At 69.9% G+C, this 23892-nt stretch carries 22 protein-coding genes and 1 pseudogene; 9 read left to right on the top strand and 14 right to left on the bottom strand.

The window, feature by feature from the left end:
* Positions 1–714: 714 nt before the first annotated feature.
* The 5 genes and pseudogenes from HS104_31285 (at position 715) to HS104_31265 (ending at position 5857) form a co-directional block, all read left to right on the top strand.
* Positions 715–811: pseudogene (locus HS104_31285) on the top strand (energy transducer TonB).
* Positions 812–1011: 200 nt separating this feature from the next.
* Positions 1012–2661, top strand: coding sequence for a hypothetical protein (locus HS104_31280; protein ID MBE7484439.1), 1650 nt, complete (start codon positions 1012–1014; stop codon positions 2659–2661).
* Positions 2658–2852: a hypothetical protein gene (locus HS104_31275; GenBank protein MBE7484438.1), complete on the top strand. Its 195-nt coding sequence runs from the start codon at positions 2658–2660 to the stop codon at positions 2850–2852. Before HS104_31280 ends, HS104_31275 begins: the two co-directional genes overlap by 4 nt.
* A complete protein-coding gene (gene tilS / locus HS104_31270; GenBank protein MBE7484437.1) occupies positions 2849–3757 on the top strand; it encodes a tRNA lysidine(34) synthetase TilS in 909 nt (302 codons plus the stop codon). Before HS104_31275 ends, tilS begins: the two co-directional genes overlap by 4 nt.
* 159 nt (positions 3758–3916) lie before the next feature.
* Entirely contained in the window at positions 3917–5857 is a 1941-nt protein-coding gene (locus tag HS104_31265; GenBank protein ID MBE7484436.1) for an ATP-dependent metallopeptidase FtsH/Yme1/Tma family protein, read from the top strand.
* Positions 5858–6214: 357 nt separating this feature from the next.
* Here HS104_31265 and HS104_31260 read toward each other — a convergent pair whose 3' ends face one another.
* The 3 genes from HS104_31260 to HS104_31250 are packed head-to-tail and all read right to left on the bottom strand — an operon-like array spanning position 6215 to position 11164.
* A complete protein-coding gene (locus HS104_31260; GenBank protein ID MBE7484435.1) occupies positions 6215–8161 on the bottom strand; it encodes a hypothetical protein in 1947 nt (648 codons plus the stop codon).
* Positions 8158–9558, bottom strand: coding sequence for an HD domain-containing protein (locus tag HS104_31255; GenBank protein MBE7484434.1), 1401 nt, complete (start codon positions 9556–9558; stop codon positions 8158–8160). Before HS104_31255 ends, HS104_31260 begins: the two co-directional genes overlap by 4 nt.
* 16 nt (positions 9559–9574) lie before the next feature.
* A complete protein-coding gene (locus HS104_31250) occupies positions 9575–11164 on the bottom strand; it encodes a serine/threonine protein kinase (GenBank protein MBE7484433.1) in 1590 nt (529 codons plus the stop codon).
* A 280-nt stretch (positions 11165–11444) separates the two neighbouring features.
* On the opposite strand from HS104_31250, the gene HS104_31245 reads away from it, so the two are divergent.
* On the top strand, positions 11445–13049 hold the full coding sequence (locus tag HS104_31245; GenBank protein ID MBE7484432.1) for an ABC transporter permease: 1605 nt from the start codon (positions 11445–11447) through the stop codon (positions 13047–13049).
* A 3-nt stretch (positions 13050–13052) separates the two neighbouring features.
* On the opposite strand, the gene HS104_31240 is transcribed toward HS104_31245, so the two are convergent.
* A complete protein-coding gene (locus tag HS104_31240; protein MBE7484431.1) occupies positions 13053–13778 on the bottom strand; it encodes a response regulator in 726 nt (241 codons plus the stop codon).
* Positions 13779–13857: 79 nt separating this feature from the next.
* Here HS104_31240 and HS104_31235 point away from each other — a divergent pair, with 79 nt between their 5' ends.
* Positions 13858–14451: a DUF3105 domain-containing protein gene (locus HS104_31235; protein ID MBE7484430.1), complete on the top strand. Its 594-nt coding sequence runs from the start codon at positions 13858–13860 to the stop codon at positions 14449–14451.
* On the opposite strand, the gene HS104_31230 is transcribed toward HS104_31235, so the two are convergent.
* From HS104_31230 to HS104_31215, 4 genes are read right to left on the bottom strand one after another with little or no spacing between them, the layout of a single operon-like run.
* A complete protein-coding gene (locus tag HS104_31230) occupies positions 14452–15138 on the bottom strand; it encodes a hypothetical protein (protein ID MBE7484429.1) in 687 nt (228 codons plus the stop codon).
* Entirely contained in the window at positions 15135–16157 is a 1023-nt protein-coding gene (locus HS104_31225; protein ID MBE7484428.1) for a hypothetical protein, read from the bottom strand. The genes HS104_31230 and HS104_31225 overlap by 4 nt, the downstream gene beginning before the upstream one ends.
* Positions 16154–16846: a hypothetical protein gene (locus HS104_31220; GenBank protein ID MBE7484427.1), complete on the bottom strand. Its 693-nt coding sequence runs from the start codon at positions 16844–16846 to the stop codon at positions 16154–16156. Before HS104_31220 ends, HS104_31225 begins: the two co-directional genes overlap by 4 nt.
* 24 nt (positions 16847–16870) lie before the next feature.
* The gene (locus tag HS104_31215; protein ID MBE7484426.1) at positions 16871–17794 is read right to left on the bottom strand and encodes a tetratricopeptide repeat protein; all 924 of its coding nucleotides are present in this window, start codon (positions 17792–17794) and stop codon (positions 16871–16873) included.
* 150 nt (positions 17795–17944) lie between these two features.
* Between HS104_31215 and HS104_31210 the strand changes: the two genes are divergently transcribed.
* Positions 17945–18781 carry a hypothetical protein gene (locus HS104_31210; protein ID MBE7484425.1) on the top strand — a complete coding sequence of 279 codons (837 nt, stop codon included), beginning with the start codon at positions 17945–17947 and terminating at the stop codon, positions 18779–18781.
* 97 nt (positions 18782–18878) lie between these two features.
* Here HS104_31210 and HS104_31205 read toward each other — a convergent pair whose 3' ends face one another.
* The 6 genes from HS104_31205 to HS104_31180 form a co-directional block, all read right to left on the bottom strand.
* Positions 18879–19592 (bottom strand): DUF1080 domain-containing protein, encoded by a 714-nt coding sequence (locus HS104_31205; GenBank protein ID MBE7484424.1) that lies wholly within the window; start codon positions 19590–19592, stop codon positions 18879–18881.
* Positions 19593–19689: 97 nt separating this feature from the next.
* Positions 19690–20418 carry a hypothetical protein gene (locus tag HS104_31200; protein ID MBE7484423.1) on the bottom strand — a complete coding sequence of 243 codons (729 nt, stop codon included), beginning with the start codon at positions 20416–20418 and terminating at the stop codon, positions 19690–19692.
* A 56-nt stretch (positions 20419–20474) separates the two neighbouring features.
* Positions 20475–20996: a TlpA family protein disulfide reductase gene (locus tag HS104_31195; protein MBE7484422.1), complete on the bottom strand. Its 522-nt coding sequence runs from the start codon at positions 20994–20996 to the stop codon at positions 20475–20477.
* On the bottom strand, positions 20993–21688 hold the full coding sequence (locus HS104_31190) for a DUF1109 family protein (protein MBE7484421.1): 696 nt from the start codon (positions 21686–21688) through the stop codon (positions 20993–20995). The genes HS104_31195 and HS104_31190 overlap by 4 nt, the downstream gene beginning before the upstream one ends.
* Positions 21685–22302, bottom strand: a complete 618-nt coding sequence (locus tag HS104_31185) for an RNA polymerase sigma factor (GenBank protein ID MBE7484420.1) — start codon at positions 22300–22302, stop codon at positions 21685–21687. Before HS104_31185 ends, HS104_31190 begins: the two co-directional genes overlap by 4 nt.
* Positions 22303–22407: 105 nt before the next feature.
* Entirely contained in the window at positions 22408–23229 is an 822-nt protein-coding gene (locus HS104_31180) for an OmpA family protein (protein ID MBE7484419.1), read from the bottom strand.
* Between the two features lie 155 nt (positions 23230–23384).
* Here HS104_31180 and HS104_31175 point away from each other — a divergent pair, with 155 nt between their 5' ends.
* Positions 23385–23759: a DUF202 domain-containing protein gene (locus tag HS104_31175; protein ID MBE7484418.1), complete on the top strand. Its 375-nt coding sequence runs from the start codon at positions 23385–23387 to the stop codon at positions 23757–23759.
* Positions 23760–23892: the final 133 nt, after the last annotated feature.

The raw sequence follows: 23892 nt of genomic DNA, 5'->3' as shown, positions 1-23892 counted from the left end.
CCGCCCAAGCCGACCATGCTCGGCCTCGGGCCGCCGCCCGGCGTCACGGCGCCGCTGCCCGCCTTCGGCTCCAGCCCTGCGGCCGCGCCGCCGCCGGCGTCGGGCATCATGCACGACTACGGCGCCGAGGACGAAGACCTGGTGACGACGGTGATGGACACCGAAGAGGAGTCCCACACCATCAGCACCGTGCACGAGCCGGCCAAGAGCCGCCAGCCAGCGCCGAGCCCGGACGACGCCATCGTGGTGGCGCCCACGCTGCTGATGGGTGAGCACTCGTCGCCGCACATGCCGGGGATGACCTCGCCGCCGCAGGGCATCGGCTTCCCGGGACCGTCCTACGCCGCGATGCAGACGGCGGCGCCGGCGCTCCAGACTGACGCGCAGCAGCAGCGCTCGAGCGTGCTCATCGCCGTCATCGCCGCCGCGACCACGCTGATCGCGCTGACCCTGACGGCGCTGGTCGTGCTGAAGATCACCGACAGCCCCAAGGAGCGCCCGGTGACGACGGCGACCGCGACGGTGGCCCCGACGCCGGCGCCGAGCCCGACCGTGGCGGTTGGCCCGACGCCCGCGCCGACGCCGACGTCGGCGCCGGTCCCGGTCCCGACAGCCACGACGGAAGCGGTGAACCCGGACAGCTTGCCGAAGGAAGGCGCCGTCGCCACCGCACCAACGGCTACTACCACCCAGAAGCCGGTCGGGCCCGCGCCGACACCGACGCCGACCCCCACCCCCAAGGCCACCGCGGTGGCGACGCCGACGCCGACCCCCACGCCCACCCCCACACCCGGCAAGGGTGAGCCCGGCTACCTGACCGTGATGTGCGTGCCCGGCTGCGACGCGGTCTCCGCCGGCGGACGAAGCCTGGGCCCTTCGCCGGTGGTGCGCGCCGCTCTGCCTCCTGGCACCCATGGGGTCGGGCTGCGCAAAGGCGCAATCAAGAAGTCGCTCAGCGTGACGATCGTGTCTGGGCAGACCACCGCTCGCCGCGTAACGATGGAATGAATCATGAGGAAATTGGGCTCGGTCGCCCTGGTGCTCTTACTTGGCTCGGTCTTCTCGTCTTCGTGCGCGAAGCAGCGCGCGGTGTCCATCGAGCTGCTCGACGCCTGTAGCGGCAACGGCACTTCGTTCCGCGAGGCAGCCGACTTCGTTCAGTTCGCCGTGTTCCCCAACGCCTGCCCGGGGGACGACAAGCTGGCGGCTGGCGACACTCGCGAGGCCAACAAGACCTGGACCGTGGCGGCAGACGCGGCGCTGCCCGATGTCGGAGAGCTGCCGCAGTCCACGTTCGGCTTCGCGGTCATTCTGCGGGACAAGGACTGCACCGTGCTGGGCTACGGCTGCACTGAGGCCGATCTCGAGAGCATCAGCGGCGTCAAGATCGCCGCCTGCGACTGGTCGAACCGGGACGACCCGAAGGAAGCCAAGTGCAACTGCCAGCTGCTCAAGGGCGGCGGCTGCTTCCCGCCCACGACTTGCCAGACCGGCGCCTGCAAGACACCCGCTACGCCAGATCCGGGCGGATGCAGCCTGGTGATCGACAAGGCGGGCAAGCTGCCGCCGCCCATCACGCCCACGGCCCTCGTGTCGGGTCCGTCCGTGGTGGCCACCGACGACGGCTTCGTGATCGGCTATCGCGACCAGGACGGCGACGCGCTGCGCGGTGTGCTGTCGTTCCTGAAAGACGACGGCGAGATCGCGCCCGCGCAGATCTTCGACCTCGGCGGCTGCTCGAACAAGGAGCCGGTGGACGGCACGGGCATGGCCTACGCCAAGGGCTTCGGCATGATGACCGCGAGCCTGCCGGACTGCGGCAAAGGCGCCGGCGCCGTCTTCATTCCCTTCTCCTCCAAGGGGCAGGTCGACCAGGCCTCCGGTCCGCGCAACGGCGCCTTCAAGGAGCTGTGGATGGCGCAGGGAAACCCCCTCGCCCCCGCCGCGACCGAGGGTGAATGGGAGCTCATCTACCGCGTGTTGACGGACACCACGCCGGTGGTCGAGCGCGTCGTGCTCCAGGGTGCGGTGTTCAAGACCGTCGTGCCGATCGCGCGCCCCTTCGGCGACGCCGACATCCCCTACGCTCAGGTCGCGACCAGCCCGCAGGTGCGCGCGTTCCTGGCACCAGTGCAGACCGACGGCGGCAGCGTGACGCTGGTCAAGGTAGGCGACCGGGCCACCGACACGCTGAACCTGTCGGCCGAGTTCTCGCTCCCGCAGGCGGCGCCGTGGGCAGCCCTGACGGCTTGGAACAACCGCGTCGCCGCGGCGATCCCGGCAGGAGCCGGCATGACCGTGCAGGCCGCGGAGTACCTCAGCGGCACCGTCACCCCCAAGGCGCCCTTCGTGGTCGGTGCAGGTACGGTCCAAGGCGGCGCTCTGACCGTGTTGCGCAGCCATCTGTTCGTGGCGCAGGGCCGCGCCGGCGGCATCACGGTACACCGGCTCGACGGCGCCGACGGCAGCCTCTCCGGCAAGCCCGTGGTTTCGATGGACTTCCCGGTCTCGCTCGGTCCCAACAACCTGACGACCTTCGACGGGACGCACATCGCCATGGCGGCAGCCCGCGAGCGCGTGGTCGTGACCTGGGTCTCGAAGTCGAAGCTCGCCAATGGCGACGCGACGGGCGGCTGGGCAACGCTCAGGTGCAAGGATTGATCACGGTCGTCGACGAGCGCTTGCGCCGTGAAGCGAGCGCACTCGAGCTCCGCTTCACCTGCGACCACTGCGCGCACTTCGCCAGCGACCAGCGCGCCTGCGGCAACGGCTACCCGGTCGCCGCACACTACGGCGTCGACCTGGCTCGGGTAGACGAGGTCACCTTCTGCAAGGACTTCGAGCTCGCATGACCCGCGCTCGGCGGTCGCACCCGCCGACCGTGCTCAAGCTCGTGGAGCGAACTCTCAGGACCGAGTGTGGGCTGCCCAGAGGTGCGCGCATTCTGCTCGGAGTCTCCGGGGGCGGGGACTCCCAGGCCCTGCTGCACGCGCTCGCGCGGCTCCGAGAGCGCCTCGACTTCGAGCTCTTCGCGCACGGCGTCGACCACGGTCTGCGCAAGGAAGCCGCCCTGGAGCTCGACCTCGCCGAGGAGCTGGCCCGCGCTCACGCCGTGCCGTTCCAGCGCTCGCGGATCGCGGTCTCGCCGGGCGGGAACCTGATGGCCCGAGCCCGCGCGGCCCGCTATCGGGAGCTCCGTCGCGTTCGCGACGCCGCCGGCGCCGAGCTCTTGGCCACCGCGCACCACGCCGACGATCGGGCCGAGACCTTTCTCCTGCGCCTGCTCCGTGGCTCGGGTCCGCGGGGCCTCGCCGTGCTCCCGCCGCGGACCGGCGACCTGCTGCGTCCGCTGATCCGAGCGCGCCGAACGGATGTGCAGGCCCACCTCGGGCGGCACGCCATTCGGTTCGCCAGCGATCCCAGCAACGACGACCCGCGCTTCGCGCGCACCCGGGTGCGCAACGAGCTACTGCCGCTGATGGAATCCCTGTCGCCCCGCGTGGTGGAGCACCTGAACGCGCTCGCCGATCAGCTCGCTCAGGAATCACCCCCCGAGCTGCGGGGTCCCGACGGCACCGCCATTCCGCTCGGCCGAGCCCAGACCCGGGCGTTCGTCCGGCTGCTGGGGAAGCCAGACGCGCACGCGCAAATTTGGCTGGCGGGGGGGCTCGCGATCCGCCTCGACCCCAGCTCGGGCGCACCCCAGATCGTAGGGGCGACGCCCAGAGGGGCTGCCAACAGGCGGAAAAGTGATTAATCACCTCTCGTTGGCCCGAACGACTGATACCGATCGGTCCCCGGGCCGTCCAAATCGACGACCCCGCCTCTCAATCGTATGCTTCCCCATCGGGCGCTCGGCCCGCGGTCACCCGCCTGAATTCTGCTATTCGTCGTCTTCTCGTCTCGAGGTCCAAGAGTGAAACAGCCCCACAAGACCCTCCTGCTCTGGGTCGTCCTGATCGTCGCCTTCCTGGCCATCTGGCAGTTCCTGAGCCCCGAGGGGCCGCAGAAGCAGCCCATGCCCTTCAACGAGTTCATCGCGCTCGTGAAGGCACCGAAGGACCAGCGCCACGTCGAGGCGGTCGAGATCAAGGACCGAGAGTACGTCTTCCAGATCAAGAACCCGACCTCCAAGGGACCGGTCGAGCGCGGCATCAGCATCGGTCCGGCCAGCGACGAGATCGCGACGGAGCTCCTCAAGTACGACGTCCGCATCACCTACCAGAAGGACGAGTCGAATCCGTTCCTGACGACGACGCTGACCATCCTCCTGCCGATGCTGTTCCTGCTCGTGCTGTTCTACCTCTTCATGAGGCAGCTCCAGGCGGGCGGAGGCAAGGCCATGAGCTTCGGCAAGAGCCGGGCTCGCCTGCTGAACGAGTCGCAGAACAAGGTGACGTTCGCCGACGTGGCCGGCATCGACGAGGCCAAGGACGAGGTCGAGGAGATCATCGCCTTCCTCAAGGACCCGAAGAAGTTCCAGAAGCTCGGCGGGCGCATCCCCAAGGGCGTGCTCATGATGGGCCCGCCCGGCACGGGTAAGACGCTGCTCGCCCGGGCCATCGCCGGCGAGGCCGGGGTGCCCTTCTTCAGCATTTCGGGCTCGGATTTCGTCGAGATGTTCGTGGGCGTGGGCGCGAGCCGCGTTCGCGACCTGTTCGAGCAGGGCAAGAAGCACGCCCCCTGCATCATCTTCATCGACGAGATCGACGCCGTCGGCCGGCACCGCGGCGCTGGCCTGGGCGGCGGCCACGACGAGCGCGAGCAGACCCTGAACCAGCTGTTGGTCGAGATGGACGGCTTCGAGTCCAACGAAGGCGTGATCATCATCGCCGCGACCAACCGCCCCGACGTGCTCGACCCGGCCATCCTGCGCCCCGGCCGCTTCGACCGCCGCATCATCGTCCCCCGCCCCGACGTGCGCGGGCGCGAGGGCATCCTGGCGGTCCACACCAAGAAGGTGCCCCTGTCCACCGACGTCGACCTCGGCATCCTGGCGGCGGGAACTCCCGGCTTCGTCGGCGCCGATCTCGAGAACCTGGTGAACGAGGCCGCGCTCCTGGCGGCGCGCCAGGACAAAGAGGCCGTCGCCATGCAGGACTTCGAGCTGGCCAAGGACAAGGTCCTGATGGGCAGCGAGCGCCGCAGCATGGTGATGAGCGAGGCGGAACGTCGCACGGCGGCCTGGCACGAAGCCGGGCACACGCTGGTCGGCAAGATGGTCGAAGGCAACGACTCGGTGCACAAGGTCAGCATCATTCCGCGTGGAGCCGCGCTGGGCGTCACCCAGTTCCTGCCAACGGAGGATCGGCACCTGATGACCCGCAAGCAGACGCTGGCGCGCATCGCCATGGCGCTCGGAGGCCGCGCGGCGGAGGAGATCGTGTTCAACGAGATCACGACCGGCGCCCAGGACGACATCCGGCGCGCGACGCGGCTGGCTCGAGCGATGGTCTGCGAGCTCGGCATGACCGACAAGCTCGGCCCGGTCGCCTACGGCGAGAACGAGGAGAGCGTGTTCCTCGGTCGCGAGATGACCACTCGCCGCGAGGACTACTCCGAGGACACCGCCAAGGAGATCGATCAGGAGCTCCGGCGCATCGTGGACGAGCAGCACCAGCTGGCGCTGAGCGTGCTCACCGAGAACCGCGACAAGCTCGATCGCCTGGCCGAAGCGCTGCTCGAGCGCGAGACCCTCGACTCCCAGGAGATCACGGCCGCCATCGCCGGCGAGCCGCTGCCCCCGCGGGAGCGGGTGGTGATCCCGACCTGGAGCGACAAGCGCTCGGCGCGCGACAAAGAGAAGAAGCGCCCTGCCAGCATCTTCGGCGCCCCCAAGCCCGCGACCAGCGGCTGAGCCGTTCTTGTCACTCAGTGAGCGCGTCGGAGAACTTGCGCCACGAACGCCACTGCGCCACGAAAGCCACGAGAAAAGTAGCAGAAGAAGAACATCTTGGTGTTCAAACCCGAGATCGCTTCGCCCCCTGCGATGCTCCTGTTCCCCCGAGCGCTGATCCCAGCACGTCAACCGACCTGATCAGGGCTTCCGGGTCGGAAGGGCCCTCGTCAGTTTCACAAGACAAGAGCAACCGCGGCGTCCCTCTCTTCCTACGGGGTCCCCGCTCGTCAGCCCGACCAGCCCCTCTCCGGTCTCCTCCGAACACGGAAATCTCCTTCTTCCGCGGCGTCGCGGCGTCGCGGCGCAACTCTCAGGTCACTCCGGATCGCAGACGCCGTCGCAGGTCGGTTCGACCTTGCCCCCCGGTTTCAGGAAGCGGCTGAGCTGCTCGCGGGCCGCGGGCAAGCGCCGCACCGCCTCGTGCACCGGGTTGTTCGCCACCGGCGGAATGGCCTGCACGCCGGGCTCCGGGTCGATGTCGAAGTCGAACTCGACGATCGCCGAACCGTCGATGGCTCCGGCTTTCGCCTCGACGCCCCAGATGTCCCGCGGCGCGGGCGCGAGGGTGGGCAGACCCAGGGAGCGCGCGAAGATCTCGGCGGACAGCGGCGGCACCGAAGGGTCGCCGATGCCGATCTGCATGAGCAGGCGGCGCTCGGCGGGCGAGCCGGGCAGCGTGCCCGAGAGCAGGCGCGAGGCGTAGAAGATCGGGTCGATCCGGTCGAACGACAGCTGCGCCAGGTAGCTCACCCGCTGCTGGTCCAGCTTGCGCTCGAAGACTTCGCCCATCAGGAGCAGGAACAGGTTGAACGGCTGGGCGCGGAACATCATGAACGAGAAGTTCGCGCCACCAACGCCGAGCGCCGCGCGCTCGATGCTGGGCGAGAGCGCCACGTAGCTCGCGCCCAGGATGTGGCCCAGGCTGTTGCCGTGGAAATAGAGCCTGGTGGGATCGTAGGCCGGCCCCGCCGGAGTCTGGAGCTCGGGGGCCATGCCGAGGGCGGTCTGCGCCAGCGCACCCACCACGATGAAGTTCGCCATCGCCTGGTGCAGGCGATCGGTGAAGCGCATCAGGTTCTGGGTGTCGCCGAGCAGCGCGTCGGTGACCTTGATGCGGTCCTCTTCGCTCATGCCCACCCAGTTGGCGCTGACGACCACGAAGCCCTTCTCGTCGGCCAGCTCCGCCGGGTGCCCCTCTGCTTCCGCCCGCGTGCCGAAGAAGCCGTGACCGTATTGCAGCAACCGCGCCGGGGGCGAGCCGGGCGGCCGGGTGCCGACGCTGGGCGGGATCAACACGGTGAAGGGCACGTCCACCTCGCCCTTCGGCACGACCTTGCCGCTCGCGTCGCGGCTGAGCGCGGCGTAGGGCGCGTCCTTTTCCACGTAGAGCGGCACCTTCACGCTGCCCTCGATTTGCCGCCAGATGTGCGGGCCAACGGCGTCCTTGCTGGAGACGATGCTGAACGCCGGGGGCTTCTTCAGATACTCGAGGACGTCGGCGCGAACGGCGAGCATGTCCCCGATCGCGTTCTCCTCGGTGCGCGTGGTGAAGTCCCAGGCCAGGAGCAGGTCCTGCCGCGTGACTCCCAGAGCGTTCAGGGGCGGAAAGATCTCCTGCTCGTAGCGGGTTGCGAGCGGGCCCAGCACGGGATCCCCCGAGGTCTGCCGGTCGCGGATGCGCCGGAAGCCCTCCGGGGCCACGTGCGGCGCGCCGCTCGGATCCGCGAGCTTCTGGATTGCCACCACGTAGCGGCGTGCGTCCGCCAAGCGCACCAGCGGCCGAATCACCAGTCCGCGATCGTCGTCGGACTCCGCGCGTGGATCCGTCTCGGCGAAGTGAGGCACGGCCTCGCCGGTCTCGGTGTCGACGAGCAAGGTCGCGCTCGCTGCGTTCAGGGACTTCGAGATGTCGTCCGTGTGGAACGTGAGCCCGCTCGAGCCCACGCTGCCCGGCAGGTAGAGCAGGATCTGCGAGCCGGGCGAGAAGCCGTCGCTCGGGTGCAAGAGCGTGAGATCGACCAGCTCGCCGTCCGCGTTTCGCGGCGTCGCGGCTTCGGTCAGGGCGACCCGGTGGCCGCCCGGCAGCGTCTCGTCCGGCAGGCGGTAGAAGTCCGAGGGGAACGGGAGCATGCAGTCCCACTCGGCGGAGATGGGGCTGCAACCGGCGGGGATGTCGAGCGGCTCGCCCTGCTCCGCCTGGTCGTCGGAGCCGCAGCCGCTCAGAAACAGCCCCAGAACGACAGCCCAACCACCGCGCCTCACGCGCTCTCTCCTTCCGCGAGCTGGCGCGCCCGCTCCAGCAGGGGCTCGCGCTGGTTCAGCTCCGGGTTCTCGATGACCTCGTCGAGCAGCGCCGCCAGCACCTTGCCGAGCCCGGGACCTGGCTTCATCCCGACGATTTCCATCAGGTCGTGACCGTTGACGGCGAGATCCCTGGCGCTCATCGCCGCACCGGCCGCCATCAGCGCGGCGACCCGCTGCTTCAACGCAGCGAGGTGGTCGAGGTCCTCACTGGCATCGCGGCCCTTGCCGAGCACGTCCGCGCGGTTCAGCTCGTACAGGTCGGCTAGCAGCTCCGGTGAAACGCGCCGGATCCAGCGCCGCACCGCCGCGTCGGACCAGGAGTCGTCGTAGCAGATCAGGTGGTGACGCACGAGCCCGACCACGCGCTCGCGCTCGTCGTTCGAGAAGCGGAGCCGGGCGAGCAACGGCTCGGCCATCTCCGCTCCGATGCGCTCGTGCTCGTAGAAGGTGTAGTCGTTGGTCTTCTCGCTGAAGGCACGCGAGCGCGGCTTGCCGATGTCGTGCAAGAGCCCGGCGACTCGCAGCACGGCGCTGGGCGGGCAGGCGTCCAGGCAAGCCATGGCGTGACCCCAGACGTCGAAGCTGTGGTAGCGGTTCTGCTCGCAACCCACGGACTCGAGCAGCTCCGGAGCGCTGATCGCCAGCATGCCGTGGTCCTTCATCACCTCGAAGGCGCGGCTGGGGCGCCGGGCCTTCATCGCCTTCATCCACTCGTCGCGGATCCGCTCCGGGCTGACCTTCGCGTAGCTGGAGAGCGAGGGCTCGATGGCGCGGGCAGTCTCCGGCTCTATCTCGACCTCCAGCGTCGCGGCGAAGCGCGCGGCTCTGAGCACGCGCAGCCCGTCCTCCGCGAAGCGCTCGGCCGCGTTGCCCACGGCACGAAGCACCCCCGCGCGCAGATCGTCCATGCCGTCGAAGGGGTCGATCAGCGAGCGCTCGAGCGGGTCGTATGCCATCGCGTTGATGGTGAAGTCCCGGCGCGCGAGATCCGCCACGATGTCGTCGACGAAATACACGGAGTCGGGACGCCGGCCGTCGGAGTAGGTCGTCTCGCCCCGGAGCGTGGTGACCTCGTAGCCGACGTCGTCGAGCAACACGGTCACCGTGCCGTGCTTGATGCCGGTGGGGATGACCCGGCGGAACAGCCGCATCACCTCCTCGGGGAGGGCGTTCGTGGCCACATCCCAGTCGTTGCGGACCGCGGCGTCGGCGTGGCCGCGTGTCTCGGCCAAGACCTGGTCCCGCACGCATCCCCCCACCACCCAGGAACGATAGCCGGCCTCCCGGAGTCGCTTGCACAAGCCGCGCACCGCGTCCGGCAGCGAGCGTTCGAGCAGCTCGCTCACGGCACGCACCTCCGCGCGCTGGGCATCACTTCCACGGGTCGACGATCGCCGGGTCCCCGCCGCCCGTCTTGCCGCCGCCCGTCTTGCCGCCGGCCGGCTTCTTCTCCTCGGGCTTCTTCACCGGTGGGATGTAGCGCACGCCGGGAATGCGCACGAGCTTCACCGACAGCTTCGCCTCGGAGGTGTCGACCGTCAGCTTCTTCGGCCTGAAGCCGTCACGCTTGATCTCGACTTCTTTCTTCTCGCCTTCGGAGAGCTCGAGCACCACCGGGCTCTGCCCGAGGCTCTCGCTGCCGAAGAACACCTGCGCGTCGATGGGCTCGATGGCCAACACCACCTGCTTCTTCGCGGCCTTCGGCGGCTCCGGCGTCGGCTCCGGCTTGGGCGGCGGCGGCGCGACGCTCGCCGTGGGCTCGGGCTTCGCGGTGCCCTCGGAGCCGAAGGCGAAGATGCCGCCGACGATCCCCACCGCGGTGAGCACGCCGGCGATGCCGGCGTAGAGCGGCCACTTCGAGCGCACCACCCCGAGCTCGAGCGGCGACGCCGGCATCGGCGCGGGCATGCCTGCCTGCACGCCGGTCTTGAAGTAGTCAGCCGGCACGTTGAACCCGCCAGAGCGGTTCATCATCTCCGGCACTGCCGCCGGGATCGCGCCGGCGCGGAGCTTGTCCAGATCGGCGAGCACCTCTTCCATCGACTGGTAGCGCTGCTCCGGACGCTTCGAGAGGCACTTCAGCACGATGGCCTCGAGGCCCGGCGGCACCTCTTGGGGCTGCGGCACGAGAGCGCGGATGGGGACCGGCGCTTTGTACATGTGCTGCGTCAGGATCCCCATGAAGTTGTCGGCGTCGAACGGGACCTTGCCGCTGGCCAGCTCGTACAGGATCACGCCGTAGGAGTAGATGTCCCCACGATGATCGACCGGCGCGCCAGCGGCCTGCTCCGGCGCCATGTAGTGGGGAGTTCCGAACACGGCCCCGGCGCGGGTGAGCCGCCCCTCGGTGCTGGTCGAGACCTTGGCGATGCCGAAGTCGAGGATCTTGACGAAGTCCTTCTCTCCACCGCGGCTGATCAGGTGGATGTTGTCGGGCTTCAGATCGCGGTGAACGATGCCCGCGGTGTGGGCGGCCGCCAGGCCTTCGGCCAGCTGTCGCGCGATACTGACCAGGCGTTCGACCGGCACCGGCTTGCCGCCTTCGACGATCTTCGTCAGCGGATCCCCTTCCAGGAACTCCATCACGAAGTAGGTGGAGCCGTCCGGCAGGAGCCCGAAGTCGCTGATGTCGATGATGTGCGCGTTGCCGATGGCCGACGCGGAGCGCGCTTCGTTGAGGAAGCGCTCCGTCACTTCCTTGTCGCGCGCGAGATCCGCTCGCAGCACCTTCATCGCCACCTTCTTGCCGATGATGGTGTGGGTGCAGCGGTAGACGACACCCATGCCGCCTTCGCCCAAGATGCGTTCCACGCGGTAGCGGCCGTCGATGGTCGTGCCGATGTACGGGTCGGTGCGTTCTTTCTCGGTGGGGACGCGCGTGACCTGGCTGGTCTCGAACTCGATGTCGACCATCGAGGAGTTCACCACGGTGACGAGCTTCAGCGGCGCCACCTGGGGCATTCCGCCCGACTCGGTGGGGTGCGCCGTGGCGGCTTCCGCCACCGGGCTCGGCACCCGTTTTTCGCTGCCCTCGCTCATCCTGGGCGGTTCCGACGAAGCTACGCTACGGTCCAATCTTACTCCACTTTTCGGGACGTGCTGAGCCGAGGGCGCCCAAAGTGGAGCACTGGTCAGGGGTTCATCCGCCGGGGCACGGGGCGGGCCCACGTAAGGGCGCGGGAATGCGCGGGTAGTTTGAGCTGTCGTCCGCAGCGCACCGTCTGCTACATGGGCCGCCAAGATGGGATTCCCGCTGGAGCTCGCCGTCCGCTACATGCGCTCCAAGAAGCGGGCTTTCGTCTCGGTGGGGACCATCTTCGCGGTGCTCGGGGTGGCCCTGGGCGTGGCGGCGCTGGCGACCGTGATGAGCGTGACCGGCGGCTTCCGCGCCGAGTTCCGCGAGAAGGTCCTGGGCGTGAACGCGCACGTCCTGATCCTCAAGTACTCCAGTGACTTTCGCGAGTACCGCGAGGTGATGAAGAAGGTCGAGGATGTGCCGGGCATCACCGGCATCGCCCCCTTCGTGATCAACCCGATGATGGTGACGCACGGGGAGAAGACGGCGACCGGCGTGCTCTTGAAGGGCGTCGATCCGGCTCGCATGCCGACCGTGCTGGACCTGCCGCGCCACATCGTCGAAGGCAACGTCGAGGGCCTGCGCCTGACCGACGCGAAGCCTCCGGAGCGGCGGCGCAAGAGCTTGTTCGACGACCCCACGCCGGCGCCGAAGAAGAGCGGCGCGGACGGGGGCAAGAGCCCCTTGATGCTCGAGATCGAGAAGGAGCTCGCGCTCGCCGACGACGCTGGAGCTCCCAGCGGCGCCGACGCCGGAGCGGCGCGGGCCGATGCCGGCGCCCCTTCGGAGAGCGACGCCGGGGTGAGCGAGATCGACGACGAGCCTCCCGAGGACGAGCTCGACGGCGGCGCCCCAGCCGGCGCCATCGAGCCCGACGGCGGGTTCGGCAGCGAGCTCCCGGACGAGGATCTGCTGCCGGCGGACGTGGATCCCGATCCCTGCCGAGATCCGGAGAGCGTGAAGAAGCTGCCCGGGATCATCGTGGGCAAGACCCTGAAGGAGAACCTGAAGCTCGAGCTCGGCTCCTGCGTGCAGGTGACCTCTCCGACCGTCGGATACGCCTATTCCCACGGCGCCGTTCTGGCCCCGGTGGCCAAGCAGTTCCGCGTCATCGCGGTGTTCGACGCGGGCTTCGACCAGTACGACTCGAAGCTCGTCTACACCGATCTCTACGAGGCCCAGGTGTTCGGCGATTCCGGCGACAGCGTCACCGGCATCGAGATGAAGGTGTCCGACATCGAGGCGGCCCGCGACGTGGCGCGAAAGCTCGACGAGCGGCTGGCCGACGGCATCTACCACACCATGGACTGGGAAGAGCTGAACCACGGCCTGTTCACGGCGCTGCGCATCCAGCAAATCCTGATGAGCCTCGTCTTGGCGCTGATCATCGTGGTCGCTGCGTTCACCGTCATCGCCACGTTGATCATGGTGGTGCTGGACAAGAAGAAGGAGATCGCCGTGCTGAAGGCCATGGGGGCCAGCGACGGGGACCTCTTGCGCGCGTTCCTGTACCAGGGCGCCATCATCGGCCTGATCGGCGCCACCATCGGCCTCGGCCTCGGCCTCCTGTTCTGCAAGGGGCTCCTGGTCTACGGCTTCCCCTTGGACCCGAAGGTCTATTTCATTTCGCGGCTGCCGGTTCAGGTCAAGCCGCTCGATTTCTCGCTGGTGGGTGTGTTCGCGGTATTGGTCTGCCTGCTCGCCACCGTCTGGCCGGCGATGTACGCGGCGCGGCTGCGCCCTGCGGAAGCCTTCCGGGAACAGCAGTGAGCGTCAGCCGGGCCTGCCGCCGCCCCTGACCGACGGCGGCGGCATGTGGGCGCGCCGGATCAGCCCGAGGACGCGGGCGGCGAGCTCGGGCGCGCGGAAGGGCTTGCTCACGAAGTCGTCGGCTCCGGCAGCGAACGCCTCGACGATGTCGCTGGTGGAGGAGTGCGCTGTCAGGAACAACACCGGCAGCCGGTTCATGCGCGGCTCCTTGCGCAGGCGCCGGCAGAAGTCCACGCCGCTCATCCCCGGCAGGTTCCAGTCGAGCACCATCAGGTCGGGCCGGAACTCGCGCAGCGAGTCGAAGGCCTCCTCCGCGCTTGACACGGCTGCCGCCTGAAAGCCCGCCGCGCGCAGCATGGCGCAGACCACGTTCTGCAAGTCCGAGTCGTCGTCCACGATCAGGACGCTGGCGTCCTCGGGCGCCCGGATCTCGAAGGCCGGCAGCGGCATGCTGGGCGGTGGGATGGTGGGCGGCTCCATCGAGTTCGCGAACTGCCAGAGCCTCGACCAGTCCCGATCAGTGAACGCCAAGCGCAGGCCGTCACCGCGATCGACCACGCAGGCCGCCACGGCGGTGGTGTCCTCCCCGACGCAGAAGGTCGCCAGCACCCACTCGCCGTCCTTGAGGCCGTCGGTGCAAGGCAGCTCGAGCTCCTGCTCGTCGCCTCCGACTTCCATCTGCAATGCGAGCGCCTCGAAGCTCTCGGATTGAAGGACGATGCCCCTCACGGCCGCGGGAGCCTAGCGCGCCGTCCCGAAACGGACCAGCTCTCGACAAATCCGCGAAATCCGGGGGTAGACTGCCGCCGTGACCACCCGACGCCTCGCCCTGGTCCTGCTCGCGCTCTCCGGGACGAGCTGCGGCGCGATGAGCGACCTGCCCGACGGCTCGGACAGCGTTTGCCAGGCGGTGAGCGCGGCAGAGCCGCTCGAGGGGGCGGGTCACGTCCCGGACTGCTACCCGGTGAGCTACCAGTCGAACCCGCCCTCGTCGGGCCAGCACTACCAGAACTGGGCGGCGCACGGGGCCTACCGCGCTGCGCTTCCCCGCGGCTTCTGGGTACACAACCTGGAGCACGGCGCGGTCGTGCTCGGCTACAACTGCGCCGACGGCTGCCCGGACGAAGTGGCCGACGCCGAGCAGTTTCTGGAGGGGCTGCCCGCGGATCCGAGCTGCCCCGGCGGGCAGCGCGTGTTGCTCTTGCCCGATCCGCTCCTCGACGTGCGCTGGGCGGCGAGCGCCTGGGGCTTCACGCTGCGCGCGGGTTGTTTCGACCCAAACGCGTTTCGTCGCTTCTACGACGAGCACTACGCCAAGGCCCCGGAAGACGTCTGCTCCGAAGGCATCGAGCTACGGCAAGCCGACGGCACGCTGACTCTGCCTGCGAGCTGCGGCGAGTGATCAACGGCGCACGCGCCACGCCGAGAGCGCCACGTAGGCCGAGCCGAGCACCACGAGCGCCAGCGTCGCGGTCCATTGTGGCATGGCCAACACGGGCTCGGCGCCGAGCAGGTTGCGGACGTGCCCCCGGGGCCAGAACAACGCGGCGGCTCCCGCGCTCGCGCCGGCGATCCAGTCCACGAGCAAGACCACGCCGCGCCCGCCTCCGCGTTTGCCCAGGGTCGAGCCCAGGCAGAACCAGCCGGCGTAGCTCGCACCGGCGAGCGCGCCGATCCAGGCGCTCGTCAGCGTGTCGCGCCACAGCAACGGATCGGCCGGCGCCCGGACGACGCCGACCGCCAGCACCGCGATCAGCGCGCCCGCCAGGCCCAGCACCAGCGAGAGCGAGAGCGCCACTCCGAGCGCACCCGCCCGCCGGTCGCCGCCCCAGCGTCCGATGTCGCCGAGCGCCGCGTCCAGACGCGCCCCGGCGAGGGCGCGGGCGACGGTGCCGTGCGCCAAGAGCGGCAGCACGAACCCCAGCGCCACCCCGGTGAGCGCCCGATCCGCGGCCACGATCGACCCGGCGCGGCGCTCGAGCAGCGCCACCACGAACACGGACAGGAGCGCGACGCCCAAGCCGAGCAGGCTGGCCACGCTGAGGAGCCGCAGCCGGACCAAGCGCGCGCCGGCGAGAAAGGCGGTCATGTGCCGGAGCCTCCCTCGGTGCTCGGAGGCGGCGGTGGCGCCGAAGCCGCACGCTGGCGGGCGAGCGCTTCCTCGCGCTCGCGTGCCTGGGCCGTGGCGGTGCGGAACGCGGCGTCGTAGGCCGCGCGCCAGAGCCCGGCCGTCGCCGCGCGCACCTCCTCAAGCGCCGGCAGCGCCATCCCGATCGACGACAGCGGCGTGTTCAGCGCGCGGGCGTGCCGGAGCACCGCCAGCGAGAGGCTGTCCACGTCGGCACCACGCACCCGGATCTCCCCCTGGTCCCACTCGAGGCTCGCGACCGCGGGATCGCCGACGAGCGCCCCGGCCAGCGCGCGCGCGGCAGGAGTGTGCAGCCAGAGCGTGGCGTTCGCGCCGGGAACCAGCTCCGTCGCCAGCGGCGGTCCCGGACGGCGCACGAAGCGCCCGCGGTCGAGCAGCACCAGCGAGCCTCCCAGCTCCGAGGCGTCCCGCGGGCTCGCCGTCACCACGAGCACCGGCACGCCGGACTCGGCGCGCGCCAGGAGCTCAGTCCGCGTGCGCTCGCGGCTGGCGAGGGGGCCGAGCGAGAGCGGCTCGTGAACCACCAGCGCGTGCGGCTCGACGAGCTCGAGCGCCAGCGCCCAGGCCAGGTGCCGCCGCGCCTGGGCGCCGGCCTTCTCCGGGGAGACTCCGCTGACGGCGCCGAGGCCGTGCCGGTCGAGCAAGACCCTTGGATCCGAGGCTTGGCCGCGCAGAGCGAGCATCTGCCGCACCGCCTCGAGGAGGCTCGGCGCGGCGAACGGCGACTCCTCCGCCAGCACCAGGCCGAGACGAGCGCGCACCTCGGGGGAGCGCGCCGGATCGAGACCGCCGATGCGCACCGTGCCCCGGCGTGGGACGAGCAGGCCCCCCGACACCAGCGGCAGATCGGAGCCGCCGTCGGCGGGCGTCGCGAGCACCACCGTGAGCCCAGCAGGTATCGCCAGCGTCGCGCCTTGCAGCGCGCCGGCGAAGACACCCTCGAGCTCGAGCGCGCTCATTTGAAGAACGCTCCGATCCCAAGGAGCTGCGTGGTCAGGAAGCTGGTCAGCGCGGGGACGCTCGGCACCCGGGGAAACAGCTCGTGCAACAGGTGCGGCAGGACCACCAGCGCGAGCAGCGCGGCGCGCGGCCGGTGCGGGCCGAGCGCGCGGGAGAGCCGCACGAGACCGGCCACCAGCGCCGCGATCACGCTCACGAAGCCCAGCACCCCGAGGAGCAAGAGGCCGCGAGCAGTGAGCGTGGGGACGCTGCGTGACAGCCCCATCGCCAGGAGCGCCAGCAACACCGCAGGTACTCCCACGACGCGCAGCGTGCGCCGCCCGCTCGCCAAGAGCTCCGCCGTGCGCATCGAACGCTTTGAGAAGCCCCGCGTGGAGGCGAGGTCCCGGGCCGGCGCTTCGTCGCTGCCGCGGCCCACGGCCGAGAGCGCGATGGCACCCGCCCCGAGCCAGGTGAGCCAGCCGAGCGCGTTCACCACGACCGCGTCGCCGGCGTCGCCGGAGGCAGCCCGAGCCGCAAATGGCAGCGCGATGGCGTGCCCAATCGCGACCAGCACGGCGAGCAGCTTGCCCACCTGCGCGCCGAGGCGGCTGCGCAGACAGCCGTCGTAGAACCGGATCAGCGGGCCGAGGCGGCGCGGCCTCGCTGCGAGCGGGCTCGGGGCGAGGGCGGAGTCTGGCGCGGTCACGGCCGGCGCAGCATACCTCGAACCTCAGGGGGCTTTGATGTTCCGCGCGGAGCCCGGTGCCAGCTGCTCCGTGCGCTCGATCCAGGCCGCGGCGCCCGGGTCCCGGAGCTCGGTCAGCGCGGCGGCCATCACGTATACCGAGACCGGGTCCCGAGGATCGAGCGCGAGCGCACGCTCCGCGGCCCCCACCGCGTGGCGAGCACGGCCGCGAGCGAGCTCGGCCGTCGCCAGCCAGCCGAGCGCAGCCACCGACACGTCGTCCCGAGAGCGTGCGAGCGGCGTCAAGAGCTTCACCGCCGGCTCCACCTCACCGCGCCGCAGCAGGTTTCGCGCGGAGAGGATGGTGAGGTCTGCGGACTCGGGGAAGCGCTTCGTGCCGCGCGCCACAACGTCCTCCGCCTCCGCGTGACGGCCGAGCTGCAAGAGGCTTTCGGCCAGGCCGACGAAACCCGCGGGCTCCTCCGGCGCGACCTCCATCAGCCGCTTGAACTGGATGCGCGCATGCTCGAAACGCCCGCTCTCGAAGTAGAGCCGCGCCAGGTTGGCTCGGGCCGGTGCGAACCCGGGGTCCACCTTCAGCGCTTCGTCGTAGTGCTTGGCCGCGACATCGGGGCGCCGTTCGCGCTCCGCCAGCACACCCAGACCGTGGTGCGGTTGCGCCACGTCCGGGTTCAGGCGGCGCGCCCGCGTGAGCAGCTGGCGCGCGCGGCGGAAGTTGCCGCGCTGCAGCTCCACCAGCCCCTGGTTGACCAGCGCCTCGACGAACTTCGGGTTGTACTCCAGGGCCAGCGCGAAGCGCGCGTCCGCGGTCTCGAGGTCGCCCTGCTCCAGCGCTTCGACTCCAGCGCGGTTCAGCTCGACAGCCTTGGGCGGCAATGGGGCTGTCCCTTTGCATCCCGTGAGACCCGAGATCAGGAGCCCGACGACCAAGAGGAGGGAGGCGCGCATTTGCGGCGCTCATCGGCGGCGCGGCTCTGCGGGTTTCCGATTTTCTTGGTCAGGCCAGGTAACCGTCGAATATGTCTCGCCTAACTCCAGCTCCCTGGGCCTCGAAATCCGGTTGCAGAAGGCGCCCGCTCCGTGGATGCTTCGTGCCCCATGGCGGACGACCAGGATCGCAAGAACGCGGAAGACGAGGCCGACGAGGCCGACGAGGAGCGCGAAGACGCTCCTGCCGCGCGCGACGAGGCCGACGACGAGGCCGACGACGAGGCCGACGACGAGGCCGACGACGAGACCGAAGACGAAGAGGAAGAGCCTCCGCCTCCGCCGAAGAAGTCCGCCGCCAAGCGCGCGGCCGCCACGCCGCCTGCCCCGGAGGCGAAGCGCAAGCGCCGCGCCGAGCCGGTCAAGGCGACGCTGCCTCCGGAGAAGGAAATCGCGGCGCCGAGCCGGCAGACGTTGATCATGCTGGGAGCGATGGCCGGAGCGACCCTACTCATGTGGGGCTCCGCTCGCTTTGCCTGCAACGCGCACCCGGCGCAGACGCGCAAGCCACGCGAGGTGTCCACTGCAGAGCTATCCCGCGATCCCAAGGGCGCGGCGCTGGAGCTCCAACAACGTTGGAGCTCGTACGACTTCAAGGGCGCGCTCGAGCTCGCCAAGGGTCCCATCGCCGAGGAGCTCCAGAAAGCCCAGGCCGACTGCGAAAAAGACTCCGCGGGCTGCGAGTCCAAGAAGAAGGCGCTCGCCGATCAGGCGCTGGCGACCGCAGCGTTGCTCTCGCGGGGCCCCGGCAGCGCGAAGGTGCGCGTCGCTTCTCGCGGCGGCGCCGGCGGCAACCAGACCGTGGTCTACACGCTGGAGCAGGAAGGCGCGCAGTGGAAGGTGAGCGGGCGCGGCAGCGAAGACCCGACGCCTCCCCCCGCTCCCGCGCCGACGCCGGCTCCGGCTCCGTCGGGCTCGGCAGCCCCGGCGCCCAGCGCCGGGCATTGACGGAGGCCGTTTCGGCGAGTCTGAGCGCGCCCCTCCGGGGAGCGCGGATGATGCGCCCGCGTGGCGCGAAGAATCGTGACTTCCACTGGCGACACACTCACGGCTTCTTCTTAATCATCACGTTTCGCCAGTGGATCTCCGCCCCCTCGCTCTCGAGCGCAATCAGTCCTTCGACGAGCTCGCCCGCCGCGCTCGTGTTCACCACGACGCCGTTCAGATCGATTTCGAGCGCTCCTTCCTGTGACGAGATCGAGAGCGTGTTCCACTCGCCGACCGGCCTTCTCTGTGCGGCGATCTTCGCCATGTCCGGGTCGTCCGCGCCCGGTAGCAGTCCGGGCAAGCCGAAGATGTCGCCGCTCTCCTGGTAGCTGCCCTGCACCTCCAGACAGCGCGGCCAGATCTCGTGGGGCGGCGTCAAGTAGACGAAGTAGCCGCTGTTACCCGTGAACGTCGAGTCTGCACCGGGCGCGAGGCCCGCCGGGCGTTCGAAACGAAACTCGAGCTTCATCACGAAATTCCGAAACGACTCGTTCTTGTACATGTAGCCGTTGGGCTGGCACTTGCACTTCAAGACGCCGTCCTCGACGCTCACGTCGTCCTGCGTGATACCGACGAACTCGAAACCCTCGACGCTCTCGCCGTCGAAATAGGGCACGAAACCGTCACCGGCGTCGGCGGCCGCGCTCGGCTCCTGGTTCGAGCCGCAGCCGCTCGCCGACAAAAGGAGCGAAACCCAGAGCGCAAGCTGATGCGTCAGCCGAGGGCGTGACGCCGATCCGTGACCTTCCCCGAGCCGCATCTGCTCGCTCATCCTCGCACGATCACTTGGCCCGAGCTACGGTTCGTCTCTCCGCTTCGCGCGCCACTCGAGCCTGCTCCACCCGCAGGCGCGCACGCAGCTCCGGTTTCTAGCCGGATTTCCGGATCACCAGTCGGGTCCCCGGCGCATCGCCGACGATGCGCGTGATCAGCTGGGGGCGGCCGCGGTACGCCGCGACGCGCTCCACCACGTCGAAGCGGGTCACGCTGCCGATGGGCTCGCACACCACGCCGCGCACCTCGACGCGGTCCCCCTCGCGCAGCTCGAGGCACGAGAGCGCCTGGCTCCGCCGCGCCAGCTCGCGCATCCGCCCAGCGGCGCGCTCACCCAGCCCCGCTTCGACCCGTTCGCTCGGCGCAGCCGTCACCGGCGCGATCAGGAGCGGCGCCATCGCGCAGCACACCGCGACGGGGGGCCCCTTCTCCGGCAAGACACCGAAGTCCACCGCTTCCACGAGGCGCCAAACGGGTGACTCGAGCTGCCAGAAGTCTCGCGCCACGACCGGATCGGCGTCCACGCGAGGCTCGAGCGCGATCACCGTGCCGCTCACCGAGCACAGCTCGCCGAGCGCGATCCCCTCGTCGAAATCCGGCAGCTCTTCGGCGCACAGCCCGAGTCGATCACCTCCGGTCGCGTCGCTGGGAACGCGCAGCTTCGGCTCGCTGCCGCGCGGGTCGTCCAGAGGGGTCGCCAGCCAATCGAGCGCCCGGGAGAGCCAGGATGCAGACCTGGAGCGTGCCGGCACGAGGTACGCCGCCTCGCGCACCGAGCCGCTCTGGGCGACGTGCGCCTCGCCACGCCAGTCAGAGGTCGTCAAGCCGAGGTGACCTTGGGCCTGGACGAAGACATGCCGGTGGCGGTGCATCAGCTCGACTACAGCCGCTCGGCGCCCACTTCGGCGAGCCAGCGCTCGACGTCGGCCGGCTTCGGCGCGCCGGTCGAGACCTTACGGATGCGCCCCTCTGCGTCGATCAGCACGAACGTGGGCAGAAGGTCGATGCGGTAGCTCCGCGCGAAGCGCCCGTCGTCGTGCGCCACGTCGTAGGGGATGTCCCACTTCTTCGCCAGCGCGGCTGCGTCTGCGCGCTCTTCGTCCACGCTGACGGCCAAGAAGCGCACCTCGCGCTGGCGGGGCGCCTTGGCCGCAGCGGCCAGCGTCGGCGCCGCGCGACGGCACACGCCGCACCAGCTCGCGACGACCTCGACCAGGACGGGCCGCCCGCGCAGCTCGGAGAGCTGCACGCGCTCGACTCCGCCGCTCACCACGGGGAGGGAGAAGTCGTTGGCCAGGCTGCCTGTCTCCGGGCCCGACGAGCGGCGCGCGAACCAGTACACTCCGACGCCGAGCGCGACCAAGAGGATCAGAAGGCGCAGCGAGCCCTTCTCTTGGCTCACGGGGCGAGCCACTTGCGCCCGACCGCCCAACCCGCCGCCACGAACACCAGGACCGTGGTGCCGTGCGCCAACCACAGGTGCCACGCCTCGTGCGTCGGGCACGCCATGCCGATGCCGGCGGCCCCGGCGAGCCCGCCGCACAGGCCGGCGAGCGCTCCCGACAGGCCCGGCGTCAGCGGATCCGTACGACGCCAGACCAGGAGCGTGCTCCCCGCGGCAGCCGCACCGAACAAGAGCGTGAAGAGCCCGCACACCGGCGCGTGGGTGTCCTCGCGCACGAAGCGGTCGAACGGCAGCGTGGAGCTCGCGGAGAGGGTGAGGTAGGCGAAGAACGCCAGCGGCAACCCCAAGGCCAGCGCCCAGCGTAGCTCCCGGGAGCCGCGCTTGCCCGGCGGTCGAACCAGACCCACGACCAGTACGGCCAGGTGCACGATGCCCCAGCCGGCGGCGCCGAACATCGCCGTCCGGAGCGCGCCGTCGTGATCGTCCTGGGCGAGACCCATGGCCAGCAAGGCCGCGACCACCACGCCGGAGGCCAGCACCGAGAGCATCGCGCGCTGCCAGGCGCCGAGCCCGCGGGCCTTGTCGAGCTCCTTGGTGCAGGTCTGCTTGATCGCCGCCGACACCTCCGCCCGAGGCGCCGGGGCGTCGCGCCACTCCAGGTCTGGGAAGGATTCGTCGGGGGCGGTCATCGTCGCTTGTACTCTTCGAGCCGTTCTCTGAGCTGCACGTAGCCGCGGTGCACGCGGAGCTTCAACGCGGTCGGGGTGGCACCCAGGATCTCTGAGGCCTCCGCCAGCGAAAGGCCAGTGATCTTGGTCAAGATGATCGCCTCGCGGTACGCCTCGGGCAGCGAGTCGAGCGCGCGCTCGAGCGCCTCGGTCACGTCGTTGCCCAGGCCCTCGTCGTCGCCGCGCGGCTCCGGCAGCGTGCCGTCCGCGCTGAGGTCTTCCGTCCGGACCTTCGCCGAACGGCGCTCGTCCAGGAACGAGCGCCGCGCAATGGCGATGAACCAAGGCAGCACCGGCGCGCCGCGCAGGTAGCTGCCCCGGGCGCGGTGGACCTTCGCGAAGGTGACTTGGAGGAGATCCTCGGCCCGCTCTCGATTGCGGGTCAGTCGCAGGATGTACCCGAACAGCTTGGGAGCCGCGCGCTGGTAGAGCACGTCGAAGGCGGCGGCGTCTCCGTCCACGTAGCGCTCCATCAGCTCCTCGAGCGTGGCAGCCGAGAGCGGGGTCTCGCTCACATCGAGCCCCGCCCAGGAGCTCGGTCCGCCGACGAAGCCGGCCTCACCCGATGGGGACATCTGGACCGAATGCGGCCACAGGAGCAGTTACGCGGGCGGGCCCGCCCGGGTTTCGAGCGAGCCGCCTGCCCGGCAAAGTTCCCCATCTCCGCCCGGAATTGCCCGTCAAATCAGGGTCTTGAGGTCGAGCATCTCTTCGACGTCGGGCATGATCACGAGCTCGACACGGCGGTTGGCCAGGCGGCCCTGGTCGGTTCCGTTGTCCGCCACGGGATCCGTCTCGCCGTAGCCGGCCGCGTGGAGCCGGCTGGTGTCGAGCCCTCCACCACCGCCCTTGGCGTCGGTGGAGGCCACCAGGTAGAGCAACACCCGCCGCGCCCGCATCACGCTCAGACCCCAGTTGTCGCCGAACTGTCCGCCCTTCAGCGGCTTGTTGTCGGTGTGGCCTGCGATCTGGAAGAAGCGCTTCTTCAGCTGCTCGTCGCCGCGGATCACGTCGGCGACCGCCTCCAGCACCTTCTTGCCCTCGTCCTTCAGATCGTCTTTGCCCGACTCGAAGAGCACGTCGCCAGGCAAGCGGATGACCATGCGGTTGCGGCGCACCTCGACCTTGAGGCCGAGGTTGGTCAGCTTCTTGAGCTTGTCGCGCAACAGCTCGAAGCGCTGCTTGATCCGCTCGAGCTGCTCGGCTCGCGCCTTGTACTCGGCGAGCGCCTTGGTCAGCTGCTCCAGGTTCGCGGCCAGCTCGGCCTTCTCGGTGCCGGTCTTCTGCAGCGCGGCGTTCAGCTGATCCATGTCCACGCCCATCCGCTTGAGCTGGTCGGTGAGGTCGGAGACGCGCTTCTTGGTCTTCTCGAGCTCCTCCCGAGTCTTGGCGTGCGCGGACTGCTCGTCCTTGAACTGCTTGTCCAGCTGGCCGTACTTGGCGAGCTGAGCCTGCCACTCGTCTTCGGAATAGCCGCAACCGAGGGCGGCGATCACAACCAAGCAAGACACGAAAAGGCGCTTCGGGATCACGAGAACCTCCAGATGGTCGGCGGGGAAATTCCGGCGGCGCACCGCGGGTGTCAACCTTCACGGCGAGGCGCCCGGAAAACCCTGGTCTCTTGCGGCCGCGGTGGGCTCAGGGCTATGGCACGGCGGTGCCCGAGGAGCCCAAAGCGAACGATCCGCGCGTTTATTTCGCGGCCGAGCGCACGCTCCTGGCGTGGGTTCGCACCGGGATCACGGTCATCGCCCTGGGCTTCGTGGTGGCCCGCTTCGGCCTGTTCTTGCAGCTGGTGAGCCCTGCCGCCGCCCCGCACGCCTCGGTGGGCAAGGGCGCCGTGGTCGGCACCGTCCTGGTCGGCATGGGCGCGCTCTTCACCGCGGTCGCCGGCGCGCAGTTCCTGACCTTCCTGAAGACGCTCGTGCCGGAGGAACGCCCGCGCACGCGCATGGCGCCGACGGTGTCCCTGCTGCTCGCGTTCGCCATCAGCGGCGTGGGCGCGCTGCTCTCGGTGTTCCTATGGCTCTGACTCGACCTTGGCCGTCTTGGCACGAGCAGATCGCGATCTGCCACTGAGGGCAAGACCCACGGGAATACCGGCGGGACCGGCGCACTCCCCCCGTCCCGTGTGGGGGGTATCGCCTGGCGTTTCCCGAGTGCAT

This window comes from Polyangiaceae bacterium, from assembly GCA_015075635.1.
Taxonomy (GTDB): domain Bacteria; phylum Myxococcota_A; class Polyangia; order Polyangiales; family Polyangiaceae; genus JADJKB01.
This window is presented reverse-complemented; position numbering and strand designations above follow the sequence as displayed.